Source organism: Sphingomonas changbaiensis NBRC 104936, assembly GCF_000974765.1.
Lineage (GTDB): Bacteria > Pseudomonadota > Alphaproteobacteria > Sphingomonadales > Sphingomonadaceae > Sphingomonas_B > Sphingomonas_B changbaiensis.
This window is the reverse complement of record NZ_BBWU01000003.1, coordinates 14129-37197: the sequence shown is the minus strand read 5'-3', so window position 1 is coordinate 37197 and position 23069 is coordinate 14129. Positions and strand designations below refer to the sequence as shown.

Annotated in this window: 25 protein-coding genes; 6 read left to right on the top strand and 19 right to left on the bottom strand. The window is 67.5% G+C overall.

Features of this window, described 5'->3' with window-relative positions:
• Together SCH01S_RS01125 and SCH01S_RS01120 are read right to left on the bottom strand one after the other, a co-directional pair.
• Positions 1 to 1779, bottom strand: a complete 1779-nt coding sequence (locus tag SCH01S_RS01125; RefSeq protein WP_046346931.1) for an MBL fold metallo-hydrolase — start codon at positions 1777 to 1779, stop codon at positions 1 to 3.
• A gap of 379 nt (positions 1780 to 2158) precedes the next feature.
• Positions 2159 to 4267, bottom strand: a complete 2109-nt coding sequence (locus tag SCH01S_RS01120; protein WP_052733705.1) for a ComEC/Rec2 family competence protein — start codon at positions 4265 to 4267, stop codon at positions 2159 to 2161.
• A gap of 56 nt (positions 4268 to 4323) precedes the next feature.
• Between SCH01S_RS01120 and gltX the strand changes: the two genes are divergently transcribed.
• Genes gltX through SCH01S_RS01105 form a run of 3 tightly spaced genes read left to right on the top strand, consistent with a single transcriptional unit; the run spans position 4324 to position 7557 of the window.
• Entirely contained in the window at positions 4324 to 5730 is a 1407-nt protein-coding gene (gltX, locus tag SCH01S_RS01115) for a glutamate--tRNA ligase (RefSeq protein ID WP_046346930.1), read from the top strand.
• 44 nt (positions 5731 to 5774) lie between these two features.
• Complete coding sequence (locus SCH01S_RS01110) at positions 5775 to 7058, top strand: citrate synthase (RefSeq protein WP_046346929.1); 1284 nt, start codon at positions 5775 to 5777, stop codon at positions 7056 to 7058.
• Positions 7036 to 7557, top strand: coding sequence for a DUF3833 family protein (locus SCH01S_RS01105; protein WP_046346928.1), 522 nt, complete (start codon positions 7036 to 7038; stop codon positions 7555 to 7557). Before SCH01S_RS01110 ends, SCH01S_RS01105 begins: the two co-directional genes overlap by 23 nt.
• Here the strand turns inward: SCH01S_RS01105 and SCH01S_RS01100 are convergent.
• Positions 7554 to 8873, bottom strand: coding sequence for a sensor histidine kinase (locus tag SCH01S_RS01100; RefSeq protein ID WP_046346927.1), 1320 nt, complete (start codon positions 8871 to 8873; stop codon positions 7554 to 7556). The two genes, SCH01S_RS01105 and SCH01S_RS01100, sit on opposite strands and share 4 nt — an antisense overlap.
• Positions 8870 to 9946: a DUF2336 domain-containing protein gene (locus SCH01S_RS01095; protein WP_157032755.1), complete on the bottom strand. Its 1077-nt coding sequence runs from the start codon at positions 9944 to 9946 to the stop codon at positions 8870 to 8872. The genes SCH01S_RS01100 and SCH01S_RS01095 overlap by 4 nt, the downstream gene beginning before the upstream one ends.
• A gap of 105 nt (positions 9947 to 10051) precedes the next feature.
• Here SCH01S_RS01095 and SCH01S_RS01090 point away from each other — a divergent pair, with 105 nt between their 5' ends.
• Positions 10052 to 11497, top strand: coding sequence for an ABC transporter substrate-binding protein (locus SCH01S_RS01090; protein WP_046346925.1), 1446 nt, complete (start codon positions 10052 to 10054; stop codon positions 11495 to 11497).
• Between the two features lie 46 nt (positions 11498 to 11543).
• Positions 11544 to 11984 (top strand): DUF4112 domain-containing protein, encoded by a 441-nt coding sequence (locus tag SCH01S_RS01085; RefSeq protein ID WP_046346924.1) that lies wholly within the window; start codon positions 11544 to 11546, stop codon positions 11982 to 11984.
• Here the strand turns inward: SCH01S_RS01085 and SCH01S_RS01080 are convergent.
• From SCH01S_RS01080 to SCH01S_RS01020, 13 genes are all read right to left on the bottom strand, one after another.
• A complete protein-coding gene (locus SCH01S_RS01080) occupies positions 11965 to 12267 on the bottom strand; it encodes an I78 family peptidase inhibitor (RefSeq protein ID WP_046346923.1) in 303 nt (100 codons plus the stop codon). The two genes, SCH01S_RS01085 and SCH01S_RS01080, sit on opposite strands and share 20 nt — an antisense overlap.
• Positions 12264 to 13109: a carboxylating nicotinate-nucleotide diphosphorylase gene (gene nadC / locus SCH01S_RS01075; RefSeq protein WP_046346922.1), complete on the bottom strand. Its 846-nt coding sequence runs from the start codon at positions 13107 to 13109 to the stop codon at positions 12264 to 12266. The genes SCH01S_RS01080 and nadC overlap by 4 nt, the downstream gene beginning before the upstream one ends.
• Positions 13106 to 13480 carry a hypothetical protein gene (locus tag SCH01S_RS01070; RefSeq protein WP_046346921.1) on the bottom strand — a complete coding sequence of 125 codons (375 nt, stop codon included), beginning with the start codon at positions 13478 to 13480 and terminating at the stop codon, positions 13106 to 13108. Before SCH01S_RS01070 ends, nadC begins: the two co-directional genes overlap by 4 nt.
• Positions 13481 to 13485: 5 nt before the next feature.
• A complete protein-coding gene (gene nadA / locus SCH01S_RS01065; protein WP_046346920.1) occupies positions 13486 to 14496 on the bottom strand; it encodes a quinolinate synthase NadA in 1011 nt (336 codons plus the stop codon).
• 135 nt (positions 14497 to 14631) lie between these two features.
• A complete protein-coding gene (locus SCH01S_RS01060; protein ID WP_052733704.1) occupies positions 14632 to 15309 on the bottom strand; it encodes a DUF4230 domain-containing protein in 678 nt (225 codons plus the stop codon).
• Entirely contained in the window at positions 15306 to 16163 is an 858-nt protein-coding gene (locus tag SCH01S_RS01055; RefSeq protein WP_046346918.1) for an MBL fold metallo-hydrolase, read from the bottom strand. The genes SCH01S_RS01060 and SCH01S_RS01055 overlap by 4 nt, the downstream gene beginning before the upstream one ends.
• A gap of 46 nt (positions 16164 to 16209) precedes the next feature.
• Positions 16210 to 17784 carry a M56 family metallopeptidase gene (locus SCH01S_RS01050; RefSeq protein ID WP_052733703.1) on the bottom strand — a complete coding sequence of 525 codons (1575 nt, stop codon included), beginning with the start codon at positions 17782 to 17784 and terminating at the stop codon, positions 16210 to 16212.
• Entirely contained in the window at positions 17781 to 18149 is a 369-nt protein-coding gene (locus tag SCH01S_RS01045) for a BlaI/MecI/CopY family transcriptional regulator (protein WP_046346917.1), read from the bottom strand. Before SCH01S_RS01045 ends, SCH01S_RS01050 begins: the two co-directional genes overlap by 4 nt.
• A gap of 71 nt (positions 18150 to 18220) precedes the next feature.
• Positions 18221 to 18424, bottom strand: a complete 204-nt coding sequence (locus SCH01S_RS01040; protein ID WP_046346916.1) for a hypothetical protein — start codon at positions 18422 to 18424, stop codon at positions 18221 to 18223.
• Positions 18425 to 18461: 37 nt separating this feature from the next.
• Positions 18462 to 18794 (bottom strand): Grx4 family monothiol glutaredoxin, encoded by a 333-nt coding sequence (gene grxD, locus SCH01S_RS01035; protein ID WP_046346915.1) that lies wholly within the window; start codon positions 18792 to 18794, stop codon positions 18462 to 18464.
• A gap of 6 nt (positions 18795 to 18800) precedes the next feature.
• Positions 18801 to 19040: a BolA/IbaG family iron-sulfur metabolism protein gene (locus SCH01S_RS01030; protein WP_046346914.1), complete on the bottom strand. Its 240-nt coding sequence runs from the start codon at positions 19038 to 19040 to the stop codon at positions 18801 to 18803.
• Between the two features lies 1 nt (position 19041).
• Entirely contained in the window at positions 19042 to 19368 is a 327-nt protein-coding gene (locus SCH01S_RS01025; RefSeq protein ID WP_046346913.1) for a DUF1476 domain-containing protein, read from the bottom strand.
• Positions 19369 to 19427: 59 nt separating this feature from the next.
• A complete protein-coding gene (locus SCH01S_RS01020) occupies positions 19428 to 20429 on the bottom strand; it encodes an NADPH:quinone oxidoreductase family protein (RefSeq protein WP_174436019.1) in 1002 nt (333 codons plus the stop codon).
• Positions 20430 to 20522: 93 nt separating this feature from the next.
• On the opposite strand from SCH01S_RS01020, the gene SCH01S_RS01015 reads away from it, so the two are divergent.
• Positions 20523 to 20903 carry a hypothetical protein gene (locus tag SCH01S_RS01015; RefSeq protein WP_046346912.1) on the top strand — a complete coding sequence of 127 codons (381 nt, stop codon included), beginning with the start codon at positions 20523 to 20525 and terminating at the stop codon, positions 20901 to 20903.
• Here the strand turns inward: SCH01S_RS01015 and leuD are convergent.
• Positions 20887 to 21468, bottom strand: a complete 582-nt coding sequence (gene leuD, locus SCH01S_RS01010) for a 3-isopropylmalate dehydratase small subunit (RefSeq protein ID WP_046346911.1) — start codon at positions 21466 to 21468, stop codon at positions 20887 to 20889. The two genes, SCH01S_RS01015 and leuD, sit on opposite strands and share 17 nt — an antisense overlap.
• Before the next feature lie 126 nt (positions 21469 to 21594).
• A complete protein-coding gene (leuC, locus tag SCH01S_RS01005) occupies positions 21595 to 23028 on the bottom strand; it encodes a 3-isopropylmalate dehydratase large subunit (RefSeq protein ID WP_046346910.1) in 1434 nt (477 codons plus the stop codon).
• Positions 23029 to 23069: the final 41 nt, after the last annotated feature.

Genomic DNA, 23069 nt, shown 5'->3' with positions numbered 1-23069 from the left:
TCAGGCGGCCTTCAGGCGTGGCCCGCAGATTTCGGCCTCGACCGCCGACGCCACGTCCTTCAACAGCGCGATCTCCTCCGCAGAAAGATTGCGCGGCCGGATATCGAGAATGCACAAGGTTCCGATCCGCTTGCCTTCCGGCGAATGAATGAGCGCGCCGGCATAAAACCGGATGCGCGGTCCGTCGCAGACCATCGGATTGTCGCGAAAGCGGTCGTCGTGCAGCGCGTCGGGCACGATCAGCATCTCGCCCGAAGCGACGGCGTGCGCGCAGAAGCTCGTCTCGCGCGAACTTTCGCAGACATCTGTGCCGAAGCAGGATTTGAACCATTGCCGGTCCTCGTCGATCAGGCTGACGAGCGCGATCGGCACCTTGAACAAGGCCGACGCAATGCGGGTGTGCCGATCGAACCGTTCTTCGGGAGGCGTGTCGAGCAGGCCCAGGCGGCGGAGTGCCGCGATGCGTTCGGCTTCATCGTCGGGAACCGCCGGGCGGGCCCAATGGCATTCGGCCCGCATCAACCAGGTGCGGATGCGCGTGCGCGCATATTCGACCGACCAGGGCTCTTCCAGCCGGTCGGCATAGCCCCGGTCTGCGGCACCGGTTCCGCCCAGCAGGACGAAGTGGGTCTCGCCGCTCTCGTCGGCTCCGGCCAGCCGAACGGGAACGAACGGCTGCATCTCCGCCCCGTCCTGCACCAGCACCAGGGACGGCCGCCGCTCGCCGAGCATCGCCGCCGCCTGGTCGAGGCTTTCGGCGCGGAGCAAGCGGACCGGCTCCGGTGCGGCAGCACGCTCGACTCGCGCCGCGATCTCGTCGTCGGGCGCGATCAGCATGACGATCGCTCCCTCCTGCTCGGGTCCGGTCCGGATCGCGCTTTCCAGATTGGGGGCTGCCGCGCGGGGCGCATCGGGTTCCTGCGATCCGATCTGGACCTCCAGCCCTTCAAAGGCTGCGAACACGCGCGGCTTGCCAGCGCCGATCTGGGCCTGGATGCGGGCGAGGATCTCGTCGATCTGGTCGTCGGTGCGGCTCGGATCGTGATGGGTGAGCGCCAGCTGGTCGGCGCCCGCGGCGCGGCCGATGGTAACGGCATATTCGACAGTGCTGTGCCCCCAGCCCTGCTTTTCCTGATATTCTTCGGCGACATATTGGGCGTCGTGGATAACCAGGTCGACGCCGGCCATGAACTCGGCATGGGCGAGGTCCTCGCCATGGATCATGCCTTCGCCGACCGCCAGCTCGCGCGAATGCGGCTCATGGTCGCAGGAATAGGCGAAGCTCGCGCCGTCCGCCTCGACGCGGAAGGCGAGCGTCAGCGCCGGGTGGTTGAGGTAGCGCGTCCGGATCGTGAAGTCGTCGATCGTGAAGCTGCCTTCGCCCAGATTGTGATAGCGGACCTGGGCCCCGAACGCCTCCGGCGTGACCGGGAAATAGGTATACTCCATCTGCCCGGCGAGCGTGTCCTTCAGCGACTCTCCAAAGCCCTGGGGCGCGTAGATATCCCAGCTGTGGCCGGGCACGAATAAGGGCGCGAAAAAGGGGATGCCCTGGATATGATCCCAATGGGTGTGGCTGATCAGCACATGCCCGTGCGAATCCCCGCCCTCGCGGAGGATCGCCTGCCCAAGCTCGTGCGCCCCGGTCCCGCAATCGATCACCAGCCGCGTGCCGGCCGCGGAGATGACCTCGACGCACGACGTATTGCCGCCGAACCGCACCGTGCTCGGCCCCGGCTTCGCCAGTGAACCCCGCGTTCCCCAGAATCGTATCTTCACGCGAACGCCCCCTCTCGTACCCGACAGATGTGCGGCGTTTCGCCCCGGCTTGTCCAGACGCGTTGCGACGGCATGTTGGCAGCCGTTCGGTATGCGGCGGCAGAGATCGACCGCGACAAGATTCGCTGCCGCTAACCGGTCCAGCCGCGGCCGATCCGGACAACAACGCAAGCCCGCTGCCTAGCCCCTCTCCCCGCCGGGGAGAGGGCGACTCGCGCGCAGAGCGAGCGGGGTGAGGGGGCCAGAGCGAAGCGAGGCGAGCGTGAGCGCCGCAGACCCTCACCCTCCCACCACTTCGCGGCGGGCCCCTCCCTCTCCCACAAGCGGGAGAGGGGCTTAGTTTCCCAATAAATCGGAAGCCGACGCTTCCAACGGCCATTTACCTCGCCAATTGCCGGCGCACAGCTCGCCCTGTCCACGGATGCTCGTCGCCCGATATGTTCGTGATCCGAATGGCGTCGCCGAAGACAAGCGACACGCCCCCGGTGCGCGTCAGCATCGGCAGGTCAAGCTTCAACCAATGCGGGCGGCAAGTGCGCGGCAGGCGGCGGTCGCTGACGACGATATCGGCGGCGGCGCAGGCGCGGTTCATCGCCGTGATCGGGGCCAGATAGGCGCTGCGGGTTGCGAGCAATCGCCATTCCCGGCCCGCGCGGCGGATGGTGGCAAGGCAGATATCGGCCGTGCAGGCTGCGCCTGGCAGGTCGTCGAGATCGGCGAGGTCTTCGTCGATGCCGGCCGCTTCCGAGAGCATGCCGCGCACGAAGTCCTTCGCCTTGGGGCGGAGCAGCGCGTAGCTGCCGTCGCCTCCACGGAGCGCGAGGTGGCGGCCGTCGCCGGTGACCAGCAGGTCCGGCGCCGGCATGGCGAGCGCCCAGACGGCGCCGGCGGCGAACGGCAGCGCCCCCAGCCAGCGCAGGCGCGTGCGCCAGAGGCAGATCCACAGCCCGCCGGCGACGATCAGCGCGAAGGCGCCCCGCGGCACTCCCGGCAGCAACGCGACCGCGCCGGGCGCATGGCCGGCGGTGTGGGCGATCGACAACAGCAGCGCGATCGCCTTGCCCGTCGCCCACCAGAAGGGCGCGCCGAGCCCGACCACGTCGAACAGCAGCGCCAGCACCTCGAGCGGCATCACGATGAAGGTCGTGACCGGAATAGCGACGATGTTGGCCAGTGCGCCGTACAACCCCTCGCGATGGAAGTGGAACAGCGCGATCGGCGCCAGCGCAAGTTCGACCGCGATGCCGCTGAGCAGCAGCGCCGCCATATTGCGCCCGAGCCGGACTAGCGGCCCCTCCTCCCGCGCCGCGACGAAGGCGCGCATCCGCGGGTGCTCGTGCAGCGCGATGATCGCGACCACGGCCGCAAAGCTCAGCTGAAAGCTGGGGCCGATCAGCGCCTCGGGCCAGATCAGCAGCACGACCAGCGCCCCGGCGGCCACCAGCCGCAGCGTCAACGCCTCGCGCCCAATCACGAGACCGGCCAGGACCAGCAAGGCAGCGATGCAGGAGCGAATGGTCGGAATCTCGGCGCCGCTGACGAACGTATAGGCGATGCCCGTCACCGCCCCGACTCCCGCCGCGATCAGCATCAGCGGCCAGCGCAGCGCCAGCGTGGGGCTGAGGGCGAGCAGGCGCAGCGTCAGCAGCATCGCCGCCCCCACCGCTGCCGTGATGTGAAGGCCGCTGACCGACAACAGGTGCGCCAGGCCGGATCGGCGCATCGCGTCGGCGTCGGCTTCGCTGACAGCGCCCTGATCCCCCGTGACCAGCGCGACCGCGATGCCCGCCGCTTTGGCTGGCAGCGCGTCGCGGATGTGTTTGCCGATCCGCTCCCGGAGCGAGCCGCCGTCGGGCGCGGCGGACAGCCGTTCGACAGGCGCGAACGCCTTGCCGGTCGCGCCCAGCTGCTGGAACCAGGCCGTGATCGCGAAATCATATCCGCCGGGCAGTGAGGCCGATGGCGGCGGTACCAGCCGGGCGCGCAGCCGCAGCCGATCGCCGCGCGCGAGTCCCGCCGGCGCGTCGGCATTGGCGATGTTGAGTCGAATCCGGGGCGGCAGGGTCGGCGCGGCGACCGGGCAGAGGATGACGCGCACGCTATCCTTGGCTGCGAGCTGCTGGACGCGCTCGACATCCGCGTCGAACGCGGCGAGCACCGGTCGCGTCAGCACCGGCGCCGCAACCCATTCCGCCTTGGCCCAGGCGAGCGCGCAGCCGCCGGCGATCGCCAGTCCACCGACAAGCAGCGCGAAACCGGCGCGACGGGCGAGGCCGATTGCGACTCCGCCGAGGGCCAGTCCCAGCGCCGCCGCGATCAATGCCGTCCAGCTCGGCCGGTCGGGCAGCACGAACCAGCCGGCAATGCCGATGCCCAGCATCACCGGCAGCCACAACGGAAGCTGGTCGCGTTCGGCCTCCAGCCAGCCTTCGATCCGGTCGACTGCGCTGCCCAGCCGCCACCCTCTTCCGCGCGGGGCAAAGGGCATGCTAGGGGCGCTGGCACCTGAATTCATGTCCATCACAGCGTAGGGAGCATCAGCGCGTGAGCGCAAGCAGCGTCGTCACCCGTTTTGCCCCTTCGCCGACTGGCTTTCTGCATATCGGCGGCGCGCGCACCGCGCTGTTCAACCTGCTGTTCGCGCGTCGCCACGGCGGTAAATTCCTGCTGCGGATCGAGGATACCGACAAGGCCCGCTCCACCCAGGAAGCGATCGACGCGATCCTGGATGGCATGACCTGGCTGGACCTGCACTGGGACGGCGACGCGGTGTTCCAGTCCGAGCGCGCCGCGCGCCATGTCGAGGTTGCCGAGGCAATGCTGGCGAGCGGCCATGCCTATCGCTGTTATGCGACGCCCGAGGAACTGACCGAACTGCGCGAGCAGCAGCGTGCGGCCAAGCAGCCGCTGCGCTACGACGGGCGCTGGCGCGACCGCACCGACTGGCCGAACGACCAGGGCTATGCCGTCCGCCTGAAGGCGCCGCGCGAGGGCGAGACGGTGATCGACGATCTCGTCCAGGGCCGCGTCACTGTTCAGAACAGCGAGCTGGACGACATGGTCCTGCTGCGCTCCGACGGCACGCCGACCTATATGCTCGCGGTCGTCGTTGACGATCACGATATGGGCGTCACCCACGTGATCCGCGGCGACGACCATCTGAACAACGCGTTCCGCCAGCTCGGCATCATCAAGGCGATGGGCTGGCCGGAGCCGGCCTATGCCCATATCCCGCTGATCCACGGGTCGGACGGCGCGAAGCTGTCGAAGCGTCACGGCGCCCTCGGCGTGGACGCCTATCGCGACGAACTCGGCATGCTGCCGGAGGCGGTGAACAACTACCTGCTCCGGCTTGGCTGGGGGCATGGCGATGCGGAGATCATCTCGCGCGAGCAGGCGATCGAGTGGTTCGATATCGGCGGCGTCGGCCGCTCTCCCTCGCGCTTCGATCTGAAGAAGCTCGAGAATCTGAACGGCCACTATCTCCGCGAAGCTGATGACGAGCGTCTCGCCGGTCTGGTCGGACCGCGCGTCGCCAAGCTGATCGGCCGCGCGCTGACCCCGGACGAGCAGGCGCTGCTGGTCCGCGCGATGCCTGAGCTGAAGCCGCGCGCGAAGACATTGGACGAGATTGCGGACGGCGCCACCTTCCTGTTTGCCGCTCGCCCGCTCGCACTCGACGAAAAGGCTGCGGCGCTGCTACAAGGCGACGCGCCAACGCTCCTGGGAAAAACCCACGACGCGCTTGCGGCCGTTCGCGACTGGACGGCGGGGCCGATCGAAGAAGCGGTGCGGCAGGTTGCGGAGGAGGCCGGGATAGGTCTCGGAAAGGTTGCGCAACCCTTGCGCGCCGCGCTCACCGGGCGGACGACCTCTCCGGGCATATTCGATGTGCTGGTGTTGTTGGGGCGTGAGGAATCGCTGGCGCGACTGGCGGACCTTCGCACATGAACAGGGGCGGCGCGCACGCGCGCGGGATTTGAGGAGTAATGACTATGGGTGACATGGCAAAGCTGGCGCTCGGGGGGAAAGAAGCCGAATTTCCCGTGATGCATGGATCGGTCGGTCCGGACGTGATCGATATCCGCAAGCTCTACGCGCAGACCGGCGTTTTCACCTACGACCCAGGCTTTACCTCCACCGCCAGTTGCGAATCCAAGATCACCTATATCGACGGCGATGAGGGCGTGCTGCTGCACCGCGGCTACCCGATCAATCAACTCGCCGAGCAGTCGAGCTTCATGGAAGTCTGCTACCTGCTGCTGAACGGCGAGCTGCCGAAGCAGGACGAGCTGGCGAGCTTCACCCGCACGATCAGCCGCCACACGATGCTGCACGAGCAGCTGACGACGTTCCTGCGCGGCTTCCGACGCGACGCGCATCCGATGGCGATCATGTGCGGCATCGTCGGCGCGCTTTCCGCCTTCTACCACGATTCGACCGACATCACCGACGTGCAGCAGCGGATGATCGCCAGCCACCGGCTGATCGCCAAGATGCCGACGATCGCGGCGATGGCGTATAAATATTCGGTCGGGCAGCCAATCCTCTATCCGGACAATTCGCTCAGCTACTCCGCCAACTTCCTGCGCATGACGTTCGGCGTGCCGGCCGAGCCGTACGAAGTCGATCCGGCGGTCGAGCGGGCGATGGACCGCATCTTTATCCTTCACGCCGATCACGAGCAGAACGCGTCGACCTCGACGGTGCGGCTCGCCGGCTCGTCGGGCGCGAACCCGTTCGCGTGCATCGCCGCGGGCATTGCCTGCCTTTGGGGCCCGGCGCATGGCGGCGCGAACGAAGCGGCGCTCAACATGCTGCGGGAGATCGGCACGCCCGATCGCATCCCGCATTATATCGAGCGGGCGAAGGACAAGAATGATCCGTTCCGGCTGATGGGCTTCGGCCACCGCGTCTACAAGAATTACGATCCGCGGGCGACGGTGATGCAGAAGACCGTGCGCGAGGTGTTCAGCGCGCTGAAAGTCACCGATCCCGTGTTCGAAGTGGCGCTCCAGCTCGAGGAAATGGCGCTCAACGATCCGTATTTCATCGAGAAGAAGCTGTTCCCGAACGTGGACTTCTATTCGGGCGTGATCCTGTCGGCGATCGGCTTCCCGACCTCGATGTTCACCGCCCTGTTCGCGCTCGCCCGCACGGTCGGCTGGATCGCGCAGTGGAACGAGATGATCACCGATCCGGACCAGAAGATCGGCCGGCCCCGCCAACTCTACACCGGGCCCACGCAGCGCGACTATGTTCCGATCGACCGGCGCTAAAGTCGGCCTGCTTAGCCTGGCCGCGCTGGCCGGCTGCGCGGCCAGCCAGCCGGGCGAGGAGCTGGCGCGGCCCCAGCCGGTCTTCGACGTTGCCGCATTCTTTGCCGGCAGGACGCACGGCGACGCGACGCTGAAGATCATTTTCAAGGACCCGGAACAGGTCCGGGTCGAGGGCAACGGCCATGCGACGCCGGATGGCGCGCTGATCCTCGATCAGGTGGTCAGGCGCGGCACGCAGCCGCCGGAGACGCGCCAGTGGCGTTTCCGTGCCCTGGGCGCCAATCGCTACGCCGGCACGCTGACTGACGCGACCGGGCCGGTGCAGGGCAATGTCCAGGGCAACATGCTGCACCTTCGTTATCCGATGAAGGGCGGCGTCACCGCCGAGCAATGGATTTATCTGCAGCCGGGCGGCCGCACCGCGCTCAACCGGATGCGGATCACGAAGCTCGGCATCACGGTCGGGCGGCTCGACGAGACCATCCGCAAGCTCGATTAAGCGAGCGGCAGGCTCAGCATGAAGCGCGCGCCCTGCCCCGGTGCGCTGTCGACTGCGATGTCGCCGCCCATCGCCCGGGCCAGCCGGCGGGCGATGTAGAGGCCAAGCCCGCTGCCGACCCCATCCGAAGGGGCAATCCGCGTGAATTTCTCGAATATCCGCTGATGATCCCCAGGCGCGATGCCGGGGCCCTGATCGGCGACGACCAGCACGGCGCGGCCGTCCTGCGCCTCGGCGCGCAGCCACACCGATGCATTCTCCGGCGAATGACGGACCGCGTTGCCGATCAGGTTCACGAGAATCTGGACGATACGGCCTTCGTCTCCGGCCGCCCACAGTGTCTCGTCGACGGCCGGCATGTCGATGCGGATGCCGCGTTCGGAGGCACGCACCTTCAGCAGGCCGGCGGCGCGGCGGGCCAGATCGGAAATGTCGATTCGCTCGGCGCGCAGGCGAAAATCTTCACGCTCGATCGCCTGCAGGTCCACCAGATCGCCGATCACACCCAGCAGATGCCGTCCCGCACTGGCGATGTCGTTCGCATATTCGGCATAGTCGCGCCGGATCGGCCCGTCCTTTTGCGCGCCGATATTCTCGGCCTGCGAAATAATCTGCGACAGTGGCCCGCGCAGCGCTTTTTCCAGGCGCGCGCCGAACGCGTCCGCCACCGGCTCCTGCGCTTCGGCCGGCGCAGGCTCGCCGTCCAGCCGAAAGGCGCTGCCGCGATAGCCGGCGAAGCGCCCGCCGCCGTCCATCAGCGGCAAGCCGGTCAGGCGGACGCGCTCGCCGGAGGAGCGCACCACCGCTTCCTGCCCCTCGAAACGGGCGCGCGTCGCGAGCGCTTCGAGGATGGGCAGCCCTTCGCCTGTGTCGACGAATTGGAACATCCGGCCGAACGGCTGGCCGACCAGCGCGTCCGCCCCTTCGGCACCCACCGACGTGATCTTCAGCGACGGATCGGTTTCCCACAACCAGTCGCCGCGCGAGCGCATGAAGTCATAGACTCGCTCGCCGCTCTCATCGCCCGCGCGCGAGGGGCGTCGGGACCAGCCCCCGACCGACAGCGCGACGCCGTCGTCGTCCGGCTTGGCCTCGACCCAGAGATCGAGATCGTCGCTACCCTCGGCTGCGATCACGCAGCGGGAAACGAGGATGCCGAGCCGCTGAGCCAGCCGCGCCATCGTCGCGATCTGCGGAACGGCGACCGGTTGCCCCAGGCCCGAGCCGGCCGACTCCTGCAGCCGTTGGAGCGGGAGCTCGGCCTCCACCAGCCGCCCTTCGCGATCGACGCGACCATAAGCGAGGCTACCGCTCATTTCTGCCGCCGCTCCCGCCCGATATCGGCGATCGCGTGGCGGAACGCCTTATCCAGCCGCCAGGGCCGGATCGCATCCTGCGCAGCGGCAGTGTCGAGATCCAGAAAATCGTTCACCCGCTCCTCGAGCTTGGCTTCCGAAAGGCGGTTTATCGCGGCCATCTGCAGGAGGATAGGGGCCGAGACCTGGGTCGAGGCTTCGACGGCGCGCAGCAGCACCGCAAGCGCGCCGATGCCCGGATCGGCGGCGAGCATGAAGGCCGGGGCGAAGTCGATCCGCGCGCGGACCGCCAGCAGCGCCACGAACAGGCTGAACCGTCCGGCGCGGAAGAGCTCGAACAGCAACGATTCATCGCCGTTCAGGGCGATGGCGACGCGCATGGCCGCGGCTTCGAGCGTCTGGCCCTCGTCATGAGAGGCAAGGCGCGTCGCGACAACGCCGGCGAGCGCTTCGTCCCGTGCGCCGGGGTCGAGGCTCGTCGAGCGTTCGAGATAGTCCCGCAACGCGGCCGCCGCCCACCAGAACAGCCGGTGGAGCAGGTCCGCCGGTACGTCGCGGATGGTGATATGCGGCTCGCCATGACTGCCGGTGCGGCGGTTCTCGGCCTGCTGCAGCATGGTTTCGAGCTCCGGCGCGACGCTCAGCTGGACGACCGGCGTCGGCTCCGGGCTGATCTGGGCGACGCGACGGATCGCCTGCGCGATCCGGTGTTCCTCGGCACGGGCGAGCAGCAGCGCGACCAGTTCGCGGTCACGGAGCACGCCGGCACGGTCGAAGATCGGACGGACGATCGGGATTCGCGCGACGCTCAGCACCGGCGGCGCGGCCTCGCCCAGCCGGGCGATCAGGCCGGCGCGAAGGTCGCGGTCGATCTCGGTCACCAGATCGTCGAGCATATTGGCCATCGCCGCGCGCTGGCTGTCGGTGGGCCGGACGAAATCGGGCAGGAATAGGTCGTTGAGCGCGGCGGTCAGGCGCGCATCGGCGTGGCGCGCGACTTGCGCCGTATCGGCCAGCAGCCGATCGGGTCCCATGGGCGCAGCATCACCGCCATCGCGCGCAGTCAGAGCCATTCCCAAGGACTTAGCCGGAGGGAGTAAAGGACGCATTAAGGTAAGGCTGGATCATCCGGCTTCAAACGCTTGGCTCGGTCGTGCGATCACCATACAGTTTGCGGGATGAAGCGATGGCTCCTTCCCCTGCTGTTGCTGGCGTCGTGCGAGCAGGCCAGCGACCAGGGGCCGATCCGAGTGAGCGTGATCGGCGGCCCGCCGACCCTGGTCGATCCCAATCGCAAGACGCCGGACGAGAGCGAGCGCGTGCTGCTGGGCGCCGTCGCCGAGACGCTGGTCAGCTTTGACGAGGACGCGCAGATCGGCCCGGCGCTCGCCCAACGATGGATCGTGACCAGCGACGGGCTGAGCGCGATCTTCCGGTTGCGGAACGCGATCTGGCCGAACGGCAAGGCCGTCACGTCGGAGGAGGTGGCGCGGCGAGCACGCGCGATCATCGCGCCCAATAGCCGCAATCCGCTCCGCGACGCATTCGATTCGATCGAGGAAATCAATCCGACCACGCCGGACGTGATCGAATTCCGCCTGACCACGCCACGTCCGCCGCTGCTCGAGCTGCTCGCCCAGCCGGAATCGAGCATCCTGTCGCGCGCGATGGGGGCAACGGGCCCGTACCAGGTGGACGATCGCGACGGGAACACGGTCAACCTGACCGCTCGGGTCAAGCCGGCCGAAGGATCGAAGGACCCGCGGCTTCCGAACATCCGTCTGACCGGCGAGCGCGCCGCGCTGGCGGTCGCGCGGTTCACCACCGGCAACACCGATCTGGTGCTCGGGGGCACGTATCTGAGCTGGCCGCTGGTCCAGGCCGCGCAACCATCGAACCGTGCGATCCGGATCGATCCCGCGGAAGGACTGTTCGGCCTGTCCGTCGTCAAGTCGAAGGGCTGGCTCGCCGATCCGGTCATGCGGCAAGTGCTCGGCATGGTGATCGACCGCGATGCGCTGCTCGACGCATTCAAGGCGCCGGGCTGGCTCGGCGCGCTTGCGGTCCTGCCGCAGCGCTATCGCTCGGCCGCCGATCCGGCCTTTCCGCCTTGGGCCTCATTCGACATCACCGGCCGCATCGCCGAGGCGCAGCGGCGCGTGCAGGCCTGGCATGCCGCGCATCCGGGGCCGTTGCAGGTCCGCCTCTATCTGACGCCGGGACCCGGCAGCACCTTGCTATATGGCCAGCTTGCGGCGGACTGGCGGCGCGTCGGCATCGAAACGATACGCGTAACTGACGCGGCCGAATCCGACCTGCGCGTCGTCGACGCGGTCGCCCCTGCCGGCAGTGCGCTCTGGTATCTCGATACGCTCGCCTGTCCTTCGGCCGACGCGTGTTCGGAGGAGGCGCTGGATGCGCTCGATCGCGCGCGCAACGCCCAGTCGCTGCTCGATCGAAGTGTCCAGCTCGCGACCGCCGACCGCCTGCTCGCCAATTCCGGTCTCTACGTGCCGCTGACGCGCCCGTTGCGCTGGTCGCTGGTCTCGCCGCGCCTCAACCAGTTCAAGGAAAACGCACGCGCCTATCATCCCCTCGCCTATCTCCGCCGCCCCGATCGCTAGCGAAACCGGAAGGCGATCCCCACGTTGGCGTGCGAAGGAGATCGGAATGGCCACTCGCTACCGCCGCATGGAAGAGATCGCGCGCAGCCTGCCGGCGCTGAAGGAGCCGCAAGGCGTGCGCCGCCGCGTCGAGGCGATGGAAGCGCTGCTTGAGCGGCTGGTGACGATCCCGGGCACCAAGCGCCAGCTCGGCCTCGACGTGATCCTGGACGTGGTGCCCGGCGTCGGCAGCATCGCGGCCGGCGCGCTCGGCGCGTGGATGATCTGGGAGGCGCGCAACCTGGGCATGTCGAAATGGCAGATGGCGCGGATGGCCGGCAATGTCGGCGTCGACACGCTGCTGGGCGCAATCCCCTGGGTCGGCGCGATCCCAGACTTCTTCTTCCGGTCGAACACCCGCAATCTGCGGATCATCAAGCGCCATCTCGACCGGCACCATCCGGCGACGGTGACGCTGGACGGGAACGTCAGCCGCAGCGAGCGCTGACGACCTTTCCTTCGGCATCGAGCGTGATCGTCAACCGGTCGGCACGAACGTCCATCGTCACGGCCTCGCCCGGTCTCACGACCCGCACGATGGCCGACCCGCTCGCGTCGCGCGCGCGATCGGCACCGTCGGCGGGGAACGGGTGTCCGATCAGAGCCTGCATGTCCTCGGCATCGCATCCCTCAAAGGCGGGCGGATGCGACAATGCCGGGCGCGCGGTGTGGGTTTTTTCCGCAAAGCTCGGCCCGAGCGCGAGTGCGGCGAGGAGCAGAAGTCTGATCATAGGCTCTGAAAATCCAGTCCGATATCGGCCGCCGCCGCGGACTGGGTGATGCGTCCGACCGAGACATAATCGACCCCCGTCTCGGCGATCGCGCGAATCGTTTCCAGCCGCACGCCGCCCGAGGCTTCGGTCGGAACGCGTCCGCCGACCAGGGTCACGGCGCCGCGCAAGATCGGCGGGTCCATATTGTCGAGCAGCAGCCACGTCGCGCCGGCCGCAAGCGCGGGCTCGATCTGGTCGACCCGGTCCACCTCGACGATGATCTCCGCGATCCCCGCCGCCTTCGCGCGCCGCACCGCTTCGCCGACGCCGCCGGCGACCGCGACGTGATTGTCCTTGATCATCGCCGCGTCCCACAGCCCCATGCGGTGATTGGTCGCGCCGCCCATTCGTGTCGCATATTTCTCCAGCAGCCGCAGGCCGGGTATCGTCTTGCGCGTGTCGAGCAGGGTCGCACCGGTGCCGGCGATCGCGTCGACGTAGCGCCGCGTCAGGGTCGCGATGCCGGAGAGATGCTGGACGGTGTTCAGCGCCGAGCGCTCCGCGGTCAGCATCGCGCGCGCCTTGCCGCGCAGCCGCATCAGATCCGTGCCTGCGCGAACCTGCTGTCCGTCCTCCACCAGCATCTCGATCTCGACGTCCGGATCGAGCGCGCGGAAGAAGGCGGCCGCGATGGGTAGGCCGGCAACGGTGATCGCATCGCGGCTGTCCATCACCCCGTCGAACCGCGCATCGGCCGGGATCACCGATCCCGACGTGATATCGCCGCCGTCCCCCAGGTCTTCGGCAAGCGTGGCGCGGACGAAGGCGTCGAGGTCAAACCCCGGCAGGCTGAAGCTCATCGACGCGGCGCCTTGCAGCGGGCTCGCAGCAGTTCGAGTCCTGGCTCGGCGGCGTCGGTGTTGAGCATTTCGCCGCCGGTGCAATAACCGGCGGCCGCGCTCGCATCAGCCTGCCGAGCCGCCTCGGCCTTGCGGCCGGCCTGTTCCGCTTGGGCGAGGGCCAGCGCGCGATCCAGCGTCGCCTGATCGTTCAGGCGGTCGATACGATCGGCGATCGGCGGCAACTGGCCGGTCTGCTGCTCGTACAAGGGCAGCGGCCCGGGCATGGTCTGACCCGGGCAGACGAGCGCCGCGCCGTTCCAGGCGCAGAGGGGGGTCTGCGCGGCGACGGGCGCCCCAATGCCGGCCAGGACAAGGGCAAGCACTTTCACGAGCCTCAGTCTCCGGTAACCCGCGCCGGGCCGAGATCGCCCATGCCGACCGTTCCGCTCGCCATCGCCAGCATCCGGTCGAGGCTGGTCTTGGCCTTCAGGCGCAGCTCCTCGTCCAGCTCGATCCGCGGCTCCAGATCGCGCAGCGCGATGTAGAGCTTCTCCATCGTATTGAGGGCCATATAGGGGCAGATGTTGCAGTTGCAGTTCCCGTCCGCTCCGGGCGCGCCGATGAACTGCTTGTCCGGCACCGCCTTCTGCATCTGATGGATGATGTGCGGCTCGGTCGCGACGATGACTGTCCTGGCCGGCGACTTTTTCGCATGTTCAAGGATCGCGCTGGTCGAGCCGACGAAATCGGCGTGATCGAGCAGGTGCGGCGGGCATTCCGGATGGGCGAGGATCGGCGCGTCGGGATGCTCGGCCCTGAGCTTCAGCAACTCGGTTTCGGAAAAGGCTTCGTGGACGATGCAGACGCCGGGCCATAGCAGCATGTCGCGCCCGGTCTTGCGCGCGAGGTAGCCGCCCAGGTTGCGGTCCGGGCCGAAGATGATCTTCTGTTCCTTCGGGAGCTGCATCAGGATCTTTTCGGCGGACGAGGAGGTGACGATCACGTCCGACAGCGCCTTCACCGCTGCCGAGCAGTTGATGTAGGTCAGCGCGATATGGTCCGGATGCTCGGCCCGAAAGGCGGCGAACCGCTCAGGCGGACAGCTATCCTCCAGGCTGCAGCCGGCGTCCATGTCGGGCAGGACGACGATCTTTTCGGGGCTCAGGATCTTCGCCGTTTCCGCCATGAAGCGGACGCCGCAAAAGGCGATCACGTCGGCGTCCGTCTCCTGCGCTTTGCGGCTGAGCTCAAGACTGTCGCCGACGAAGTCGGCGAGGTCCTGCAGCTCCGGCTTCTGGTAATAATGAGCGAGGATGACCGCATTGCGCTCCTTGCGCAGCCGGTCGATCTCGGCCCGCAGGTCGAGGCCAGTCACAGTTCCGCCGAAGCCGTTTCTCGCGTCCATTTCGCCGTAAAACTCCGTTCGGGCTGAGCTTGTCGAAGCCCTCCCTTTCTTTCGGAGCCCGTAAGAAGAAGGGAGGCCTTCGACAAGCTCAGGCCGAACGGAGATGGGGACTGGCGGCGGAACAATCCAGTCCGCTTAGTGGGTCGCGACTGCCTCGTTCAGCGGCGTCGAGCGGTCCATCTGCTCGGCGGAGTGCCCTTCGTCCGGGAAGCGAACAGTTACATGCGCATCGAGCCCCGCGGCGCGCAGGGGAAGCGCGAAATTGCGCTCGACCGCGCGGCGGGTGGCCTCACGCGCGATGCGCATCGGCGTCGGCGCCTTGGCCTGGCGCAGAAGTTCGGCCTGGGCGGCCTTGCGGTTCGCGTCGTCCAGCCGCTCCTCCGCATTGGTGAGACGCATCAATAGGCCGCCGCCGTCATATTCGCGGATCGCGTTCAGATCGACTTGCGGCCCGGCGATCTCGACCGGCGGGAGGGTGACGGTCAGCTCGTTCCTGCCGTCATCCCAACTGAGATCCTCGGGGCCGAGCTTGCCCAGATCGACCTCGTATCGGACAGTGCCCGGCATGATCAGTGTCTTGCGAGCCGTCAGCCCCAGGCGACTTTGCTCCGACGTCACGACAGCGACGTAGCTTGCGATGAACGATGTCAGCCGGTTCTGCTCGCGCATGCCGCTCAGCGTCGAGGAGGCGATCGTCTCGGGGTCCGGTGCGAATTTGGACGTGAGATAGCTCTTCATCGCGAAGAAGCCGGCGGCGAGCACGGCGATCGCGACCAGTCCCCCGATCAGCGCACTCCGAAGCTCACGTGTCACGCGGCAAGGCTCCAGGCGTCGCCCTCCTGCCGCGCGATGCCGCGGTCGCGCAGGTCGATCAGGTGCGCGAGCACCGAGCGACCGGCGGCGCCGTGCAGGCGCGGGTCGAGCCCGACATACATGCGCTCGACCATTGCCGGAATCGCGCCGACGTCCTCGCGGAGCAGCCGCAATATCTGTCCTTCCCGTTGTTTGCGGTGACCGGCGAGCCCGCGCACGAAGCGCTGCGGATTATCGACCGGGTCGCCATGGGCGGGATAATAGACGCGGTCCTTGCGCGCCATCAGACGATCGAGGCTGGCCATGTAGGCTGCCATGTCGCCATCGGGCGGTGAGACCACGGTCGTCGACCACCCCATCACATGATCGCCGGTGAACAGTGCGCCGGTTTCGTCGAGCGCGAAGCAGAGATGGTTGGAGGTGTGGCCCGGCGTCGCCACGGCTTCCAGCGTCCAGCCGGGACCCCTCACCTGCTCGCCATCCTGCATCACATGATCGGGCGCATAGCTTTCGTCGAACGACGCGTCCGCGCGCGGGCCAAGGTCTTCGAGCACCAGCGGCGCGCAGCCCATGATCGGCGCGCCGGTCGCCGCCTTCACTGCCGGTGCGGCGGGGCTGTGGTCGCGATGGGTGTGCGTGCAGAGGATCGCGATCACCTTTTCGTCGGCAGTCGCTTCAAGGAGCGCGGCGATGTGGGCGGTGTCGTCGGGTCCCGGATCGATGATCGCGACCTCGCCCTTGCCGACGATGTAGGTCTCGGTTCCCGTGTAGGTGAACGGACTCGGATTGCCGGCCAGCACCCGGCGCACCAGGGGCTCGAGTTCGACGACCTGTCCGACCGGCGGGTTCTCCATCCTTAAGCGATGGGGTTCCCCGCCGGCTTTGACAACCCTCGAGCTCCTACTTGTCCGCTTTGAGCCGCGCGATCTCGCGGTCGATGCTGGCGAGTGCCTGCTCGCGCGCGCGCCGGGCCCAGTCATCGTTGAGCGACGCGGCCACCGATTGCCGCGCCTGCTCCAGCGAGACGATCAATTGCTGGCGCATCTTTGCCTTGTCGACCGGCGACATCGCTCCGCAGCGGACGACCGCATTGCCGTCGTCGCCGACCTTCGCCATGAACGGCGCACCCGCCGGGCAGTGCCGCGTGGCGACCGCAGGCCGGACCCGTGCCGCTTCGCGGGCGGCCTCGCGCGCATCGTTAGCCGCGTCACGAGCCGCCTCGCGCGCATCGGCCTCCGCCTCGCGCGCCGCTTCACGCGCTTCCGCCTGCGCCTCGCGCACCGATTCCTGGATGGTGCGGTTCATCTCGGCGGTATCGATGACCTGATCACCGTCGTCGCTTGTCCAGCTGACCGACATCAGCGCCGCGGGAGCCGTGGGGACCGCGACCGGAGTCGGTGGCGCCGGCGGCGCGATTGGCGCCTCGGGCGCTGTCGGAGCTGCGACCGCTTCCGGCGCAAGCGGCGCCGGCGGCGCCACGGGTGCCGTGGGCGGCAACGGCGCTGCGACCGGCAGGATCGTCCGCACCTTCTGTTCGACGCGCTTTGTCGTCTCGGCGGCAATGCCGTTCGATGCCGTCAGCATCAGGCCGACGCCGACCAGTCCGGTGGCGATCATGCTGCCCAGCCGCGCACGGCTGGCGTTCCAGCGATAAACCTTCATCATCGTCAGTCTCCTCTTGAGGTCATCCCCGGCCCCAAGAGCGCATGCGGCCACCGGCAGGCGGTCGCAGGCGGATTTCAGCAGCGCCGAACCATAGGCATGACGCTCGAACGGTGTCGCTTGCGCAAGCACCAGAGCGTCGCAAGCAAGCTCCTGATCAACGCGGAACGCGCGGTGCGCGAAGTGCGCAATCGGGTTCCACCAGTGCAGCGCCAGCACGACCAGCGCGGCGAAATTGGCGGACATATCGCAGCGCTGGTGGTGCTGAATTTCGTGCTCGATCGCGAGCCGCAGCTCGTCGCGCTCATAGCGGCGCCGATAATCCTGGGGCAGCACGACGGTCTTCAGGAAGATGCCGGCCGCGAACGGGCCGCGCGCTGCGGGGCTGGAGCAGACCTCCACCCCATGACGGTCGAAGCGCGGCAGCTGCGTCGCATCGTCGAGCGCGGTGCGCACGAACCGGCGATAGGACCAGATATGCCAGCCAAGGAATCCAAGCGCGCCTGCCCCCCAGAAGCAGCCGAACAGCAGCAGCCAGTCGACGGAGGGCGCATCCACCTGCGCGGTCGCGGTGCTCGCATGGAACGTCGCGGCTGCGGCAAGCAGCGCCTCAACATTGGCAGGCAGCACATGGATCGGCGCCGGCGCGACGGTCTCGGGCAGCGGCGGCAGCAGCATGCGCAGGGCCGGCAACAGCCACAGCCCGTAGGCGATATGCGGCCCGAAATGCCGGGCCACCGGGCGGCGCACGGCAAGAACCACCAGCATCAGCAGAGTGCTGGCGATCAAGGTCTCGATGGCCCAGCTGATCATGGCTTCAGCTCCTTCAAAAGAGCTTCGAGTTCGGCGATGTCCTCAGGCGAAAGGGAGCGGCGCTCGGCCAGATGCGCGATCAGCGGCGTTACGCGGCCTCCGAACAATTTATCGACCAGCTTTTCCGATTCGCGGCCGACATAGGCTTCGCGTTCGATGGCGGGACGATAGAGAAAACGGCGCCCGTCCGCTTCATGGGCGATCGCCCCCTTCGCGAGCAGGCGGGACAAGAGGGTCTTGACGGTGTGCACGCTCCAGCCCCGTTCCGGGCTCGCGCGCTCGGCGACTTCGGCGGCGGTCAGCGGCTGCTCCTCCCAGAGCACCTCCATCACCGCATGCTCGGCTTCACTGATGCGTTCAGCCATTCCCCAGGCCCTTTAGTCGTTATTACGATTACAGGTGTCATCGTTTGGCTGAACAGTCAATGAATAAGCCGTCACGCGGACGGCGGATCACCGGTGATGGCGGCCTTGCCCTTGTCGGCGAGCTTGCCCGCCTCACGCCGGACGGTCCGGTTCTCGGCAAGCGCCGCCGCCAGCGCGCCAATGCCCGCGGCAACCAACTCCGCGAGCGCCGCCTGGACCTTGGGATCGTCCAGCATGGACGAGAGCCACGACCATCGCGATTTCTTCTTGCCCATGTCGGGCAAGGACGTGCGCCGCGGAACGAAGTTCCGATCAGCCCGCCTTCGCGACTCCCTTGTCGTTCATCAGCTCCGCAAGCTCACCGCTTTCGTACATTTCCATCATGATATCCGAGCCGCCGACGAATTCGCCCTTCACGTAGAGCTGGGGAATGGTCGGCCAGTCGCTGAACGCCTTGATGCCCTGGCGAATGCCTTGGTCCTGCAGCACGTCGACGCTCTCATAGTCGACGCCCAGCCGATCGAGGATCGCGATGGCGCGGCTGGAAAAGCCGCACTGCGGGAACAGCGGCGTGCCCTTCATGAACAGCAGCACGTCATTGGCGGAGACCAGCTCCTGGATGCGGGCCTGGGATTCGTCGGTCATCTTAACTCAGCCTCCTGCGGGCACGTCTGTAGTCAGCTGCAGGGCGTGCAACTCGCCACCCATGCGGCCGCCCAATGCGGCATAGATGCGGCGGGTGCGCTCGACGCGCGAAACGCCGCGAAAACTCTCCGACACCACGCGCGCGGCGTAATGATCGCCGTCGCCGGCCAGATCGGTAATCTGGACCTGCGCGTCGGGGATTGCCGACTGGATCATGGCTTCGATCTCATGCGCGGGCATCGGCATATCAGGACTGCGCCTCGATCAGCTGGCGGCGCGCCTCGATCGATTTGTCCTCGAGCGCCCGGCGCACGGTCGACTCGTCGACATCCACGCCCGCGGCCGTCAGGTCGCCCAGCAGCTTGCGGATGACGTCCTCGTCGCCCGCCTCTTCAAACTCCGCCTGGACGACAGCTTTCGAATAAGCGTCGGTCTCGGCGGGTGTGAGGCCCATGCGCTCGGCCGCCCATTGGCCGAGCAGCCTGTTGCGGCGCGCGGTGATGCGAAACAGCATCTCCTCGTCGCGCGCAAACTTCGCCTCGAATGCCCGCTCGCGATCGTCGAAGGTCGTCATGCAATGCCCTCTCGTTTCGATCGTGAGATAAGGAGGGCGGAGCGGCGACGCAACGCCGCTCAGGCGATCTCCACGACCAGCTTGCCGACTGCGCCGCGATTGGCCAGCTTCGCGATCGCTTCGCCGCCCCGTTCAAGCGGATAGACTTCCGACACGCGCGGCGCGATTTTGCCCTCCTGCCAAAGGCGGAAGAGCGTCGCGACATGCTCCTGGTGCCGTTTCGGCTCGCGCATCGTGAACGCGCCCCAGAAGACGCCGCAAACATCGCAGCTCTTGAGCAGCGTCAGGTTGAGCGGCAGGCGCGGGATCCCAGCCGGGAAGCCGACGACGAGATACCGGCCCTCCCAGGCAATCGATCGCAGCGCCGGCTCCGCATAGTCGCCGCCAACGGGATCGTAGATGACGTGCGCGCCTTCGGGACCCAGCTTGGCCTTGAAAGCGTCGGCGAGCGCCTTCGACTGTTCCTTGTCGAAGGGAGCGCGGTCGTAGATCAGCACGTCGTCGGCGCCGCATGCCTTGGCGACGTACGCCTTTTCGGCCGAGGACACGGCCGCGATCACACGTGCGCCGAAGGCTTTGCCGAGCTCGACCGCCGACAGGCCGACCCCGCCGGCGGCGCCCAGCACGAGCAGGGTCTGGCCGGCCTGCAAATGCCCGCGATCCAGCAGACCGTGGATCGTCGTCGCATAGGTCATCAGCAGCGCCGAGGCTTCCTTCAGCGGCAGCCCGTCCGGCACCTTGAACGCGCGATTGGCACCAACCGCCACTTTCTCGGCAAGGCCGCCCGACGACGCGGTCAGCGCAAGCAGCCGATCGCCGACCTGCCAGCCTTCGACGCCTTCGCCCACCGCCTCGACCACGCCCGACACTTCGCTGCCCGGCGCGAACGGCCGCGGCGGCTTGAACTGGTATTTGTCCTCGATCACCAGCACGTCGGGATAGTTGATCGCGCAATATTGGATGCGCACCAGCAGTTCCCCCTTGCCGGCGACCGGCTCCGGAACCTCGGCCAGCTCCAATGTCTCGGGTCCGCCGGGCGCGCGCGACAACAGGGCCTTCATGCCGTTTCCTCTCCTCGACCGATTGGCGCCAGCTTTCGCCGGGGTGACGCGCGTTGTCCAGACCGTTACGGTCGCGCGCGGGAGGGCTGGATCATGACGGGATTGGCAAGAGTGGCGGCGGTGCTGGTGGGCCTGTTCGGGCTGGCGCTGGGGATATGGTTCTTCATCAAGACGCCGGAGGCGGCGGCTGCCTTCTTCGTTGAGCCGCTCGGCGCCGCGGGTCAGGCAACGCTGCGCGCCGACATGTCGAGCTTTTTCCTGATCGGCGCAGCTTGGGCGTTCTACGCGGCGGCGAAAGGACGTGGCGCAGCGCTGCTGGTCCCGGCGGCGCTCTATGCCGTGGCGATCACCGGCCGGGCGGTGAACCTAGCGGTCAACGGTTATTTCGCAGGCGCGGCGCTGCCGATGATCGTCGAAGCGATGCTGATCCTGCTCTGCGTCTTCGGGTACAAGGCGCTCAGGCCGCAGGGCTGAGCCAACTCGCCTGCTGCTTCTCGAACGCGGCGATCCGGGGCTCCATCGCCAGCGTCAGGCCGACCTCGTCGAGGCCTTCCAGCAGGCAGTGCTTGCGGAACGGATCGATCTCGAACGTGAAGCGGTCCTGGAAGCGCGTCGTGACGGTCTGGTGTTCCAGGTCGATCGAGATAGGATCTGTCTTCGCCACGTCCATCAACCGGTCGATCGCTGCGCGCGGCAGTTCGACGGCCAGAATGCCGTTCTTGAAAGCGTTGCCCGAGAAGATGTCCGAATAGCTCGGCGCGATCACCGCGCGGATGCCGAGATTGGCGAGCGCCCAGGCCGCATGCTCGCGGCTCGATCCGCAGCCGAAATTCTCGCCTGCGATCAGGATGGGCGCGCCGGCATAGTCTGGATCGTCGAAGACGTTGCCCGGTTCGGCTCGCACCGTCTCGAACGCGCCGCGTCCTAGCCCCTGCCGGCTGATCGTCTTCAGCCACTTGGCGGGGATGATCACGTCGGTGTCGACGTTGGCGCGCCCGAACGGGATCGCCTTGCCTTCGATGGTGTTGACCGGCGTCACGGCGCCCGCATCGCGACCGGTTCGGGCTTGGCGCTCACTGCGAATGACGCGATCCCGCTCAGCAAGGTGCCTGCGACCAGAAGGAAAATTGCCCGTTTCATTATCCCGCTCCCCGACTCGAACCACTCAACCCATCAACTCGCGCACGTCCGTCAGACGCCCAGTCACCGCCGCCGCCGCCGCCATCGCCGGCGACACCAGGTGCGTCCGCGCGCCCGGCCCCTGGCGTCCGACGAAATTTCGATTGGACGTCGAGGCGCAGCGCTCGCCCGGCGGCACCTTGTCCGGGTTCATGCCCAGGCAGGCGGAGCAACCAGGCTCGCGCCATTCAAACCCAGCTTCGATGAAGATTCGGTCAAGACCCTCGGCTTCGGCCTGGCGCTTGACCAGCCCGGAGCCCGGCACGACCAGCGCCTGCTTGATGCCATCCGCGCGGCGGCGCCCGTTCAGCACGGCGGCGGCGGCGCGCAGATCCTCGATCCGGCTGTTGGTGCAGCTGCCGATGAAGATGTTCTCGACGGCCAAATCCTGCATGCGCTGGCCGGGCTCGAGCCCCATATAGGCGAGCGATTTCTGCGCGGCCTCCCGCTTGGCCGGTTCGGCGAAGCTCTGCGGGTCCGGCACGGCCCCCCACACCGGCGCCACGTCTTCGGGACTTGTGCCCCAGGTGACGGTCGGCGCGACGGCGGCGGCGTCGATGTCGACCACGCAGTCGAACGGGGCGCCGGGGTCACTGGGCAGCGTCCGCCACCAGGCGACTGCCTGCTCCCACGCCTCCCCTTTCGGCGCCATCGGCCGCCCCTGCAGATACGCGAAAGTCTTGTCGTCGGGCGCGATCAGGCCGGCGCGGGCGCCGGCTTCGATCGACATGTTGGAAACGGTCAGCCGCCCTTCGACCGACATGTCGCGAATCGTGGAGCCGGAATATTCAATCACATAGCCGGTGCCGCCCGCCGCGCCGATCCGGCCGATGATGTGCAGGATCAGATCCTTGGGCGTGACGCCGAAGCCGAGCGCGCCCTCGATCCGGATGTTCATCGATTTCGACTGTTTCAGCAGCAGGGTCTGTGTGGCGAGCACATGCTCGACCTCGCTGGTGCCGATGCCGAACGCGAGCGCGCCGAGGGCTCCGTGCGCCGCGGTGTGGCTGTCGCCGCAGACAAGCGTGCAGCCGGGCAGCGTGAAGCCTTGTTCCGGCCCGACGACATGCACGATTCCCTGTTCTGCATCGGTCGGCCCAATATAGCGGATGCCGAATGCCGGTGCGTTCGCTTCCAGTGCCGCCAGCTGCGCGGCGCTTTCGGGATCGGCAATCGGGATGCGGTTTCCTTCCGCGTCGAGCCGTGCCGTGGTCGGCAGGTTATGATCCGGAACCGCGAGCGTCAGGTCGGGGCGCCGAACCTTGCGCCCGCCGAGACGCAGGCTTTCGAAGGCCTGCGGGCTCGTCACTTCGTGGACCAGATGACGGTCGATATAGATCAGGCAGGTGCCGTCGGCGCGCCGTTCGACGACATGTGCGTCCCAGATTTTTTCGTACAGAGTGCGCGGGCGGCTTGCCATGCGCTATCGCCTAACAGATGATTACGTGAAGTCGAGGCAGA

Excerpts from the sequence above, each read along its gene's own strand:
- SCH01S_RS01120 (WP_052733705.1), bottom strand. The coding sequence starts at position 4,267 with ATGCCCTTTGCCCCGCGCGGAAGAGGGTGGCGGCTGGGCAGCGCAGTC.
- SCH01S_RS01110 (WP_046346929.1), top strand. The coding sequence starts at position 5,775 with ATGGGTGACATGGCAAAGCTGGCGCTCGGGGGGAAAGAAGCCGAATTT.
- SCH01S_RS01105 (WP_046346928.1), top strand. The coding sequence starts at position 7,036 with ATGTTCCGATCGACCGGCGCTAAAGTCGGCCTGCTTAGCCTGGCCGCG.
- SCH01S_RS01100 (WP_046346927.1), bottom strand. The coding sequence starts at position 8,873 with ATGAGCGGTAGCCTCGCTTATGGTCGCGTCGATCGCGAAGGGCGGCTG.
- SCH01S_RS01095 (WP_157032755.1), bottom strand. The coding sequence starts at position 9,946 with ATGGCTCTGACTGCGCGCGATGGCGGTGATGCTGCGCCCATGGGACCC.
- SCH01S_RS01090 (WP_046346925.1), top strand. The coding sequence starts at position 10,052 with ATGAAGCGATGGCTCCTTCCCCTGCTGTTGCTGGCGTCGTGCGAGCAG.
- SCH01S_RS01085 (WP_046346924.1), top strand. The coding sequence starts at position 11,544 with ATGGCCACTCGCTACCGCCGCATGGAAGAGATCGCGCGCAGCCTGCCG.
- SCH01S_RS01080 (WP_046346923.1), bottom strand. The coding sequence starts at position 12,267 with ATGATCAGACTTCTGCTCCTCGCCGCACTCGCGCTCGGGCCGAGCTTT.
- nadC (WP_046346922.1), bottom strand. The coding sequence starts at position 13,109 with ATGAGCTTCAGCCTGCCGGGGTTTGACCTCGACGCCTTCGTCCGCGCC.
- nadA (WP_046346920.1), bottom strand. The coding sequence starts at position 14,496 with ATGGACGCGAGAAACGGCTTCGGCGGAACTGTGACTGGCCTCGACCTG.
- SCH01S_RS01055 (WP_046346918.1), bottom strand. The coding sequence starts at position 16,163 with ATGGAGAACCCGCCGGTCGGACAGGTCGTCGAACTCGAGCCCCTGGTG.
- SCH01S_RS01050 (WP_052733703.1), bottom strand. The coding sequence starts at position 17,784 with ATGATCAGCTGGGCCATCGAGACCTTGATCGCCAGCACTCTGCTGATG.
- SCH01S_RS01045 (WP_046346917.1), bottom strand. The coding sequence starts at position 18,149 with ATGGCTGAACGCATCAGTGAAGCCGAGCATGCGGTGATGGAGGTGCTC.
- SCH01S_RS01040 (WP_046346916.1), bottom strand. The coding sequence starts at position 18,424 with ATGGGCAAGAAGAAATCGCGATGGTCGTGGCTCTCGTCCATGCTGGAC.
- grxD (WP_046346915.1), bottom strand. The coding sequence starts at position 18,794 with ATGACCGACGAATCCCAGGCCCGCATCCAGGAGCTGGTCTCCGCCAAT.
- SCH01S_RS01030 (WP_046346914.1), bottom strand. The coding sequence starts at position 19,040 with ATGCCGATGCCCGCGCATGAGATCGAAGCCATGATCCAGTCGGCAATC.
- SCH01S_RS01025 (WP_046346913.1), bottom strand. The coding sequence starts at position 19,368 with ATGACGACCTTCGACGATCGCGAGCGGGCATTCGAGGCGAAGTTTGCG.
- SCH01S_RS01020 (WP_174436019.1), bottom strand. The coding sequence starts at position 20,429 with ATGAAGGCCCTGTTGTCGCGCGCGCCCGGCGGACCCGAGACATTGGAG.
- SCH01S_RS01015 (WP_046346912.1), top strand. The coding sequence starts at position 20,523 with ATGACGGGATTGGCAAGAGTGGCGGCGGTGCTGGTGGGCCTGTTCGGG.
- leuC (WP_046346910.1), bottom strand. The coding sequence starts at position 23,028 with ATGGCAAGCCGCCCGCGCACTCTGTACGAAAAAATCTGGGACGCACAT.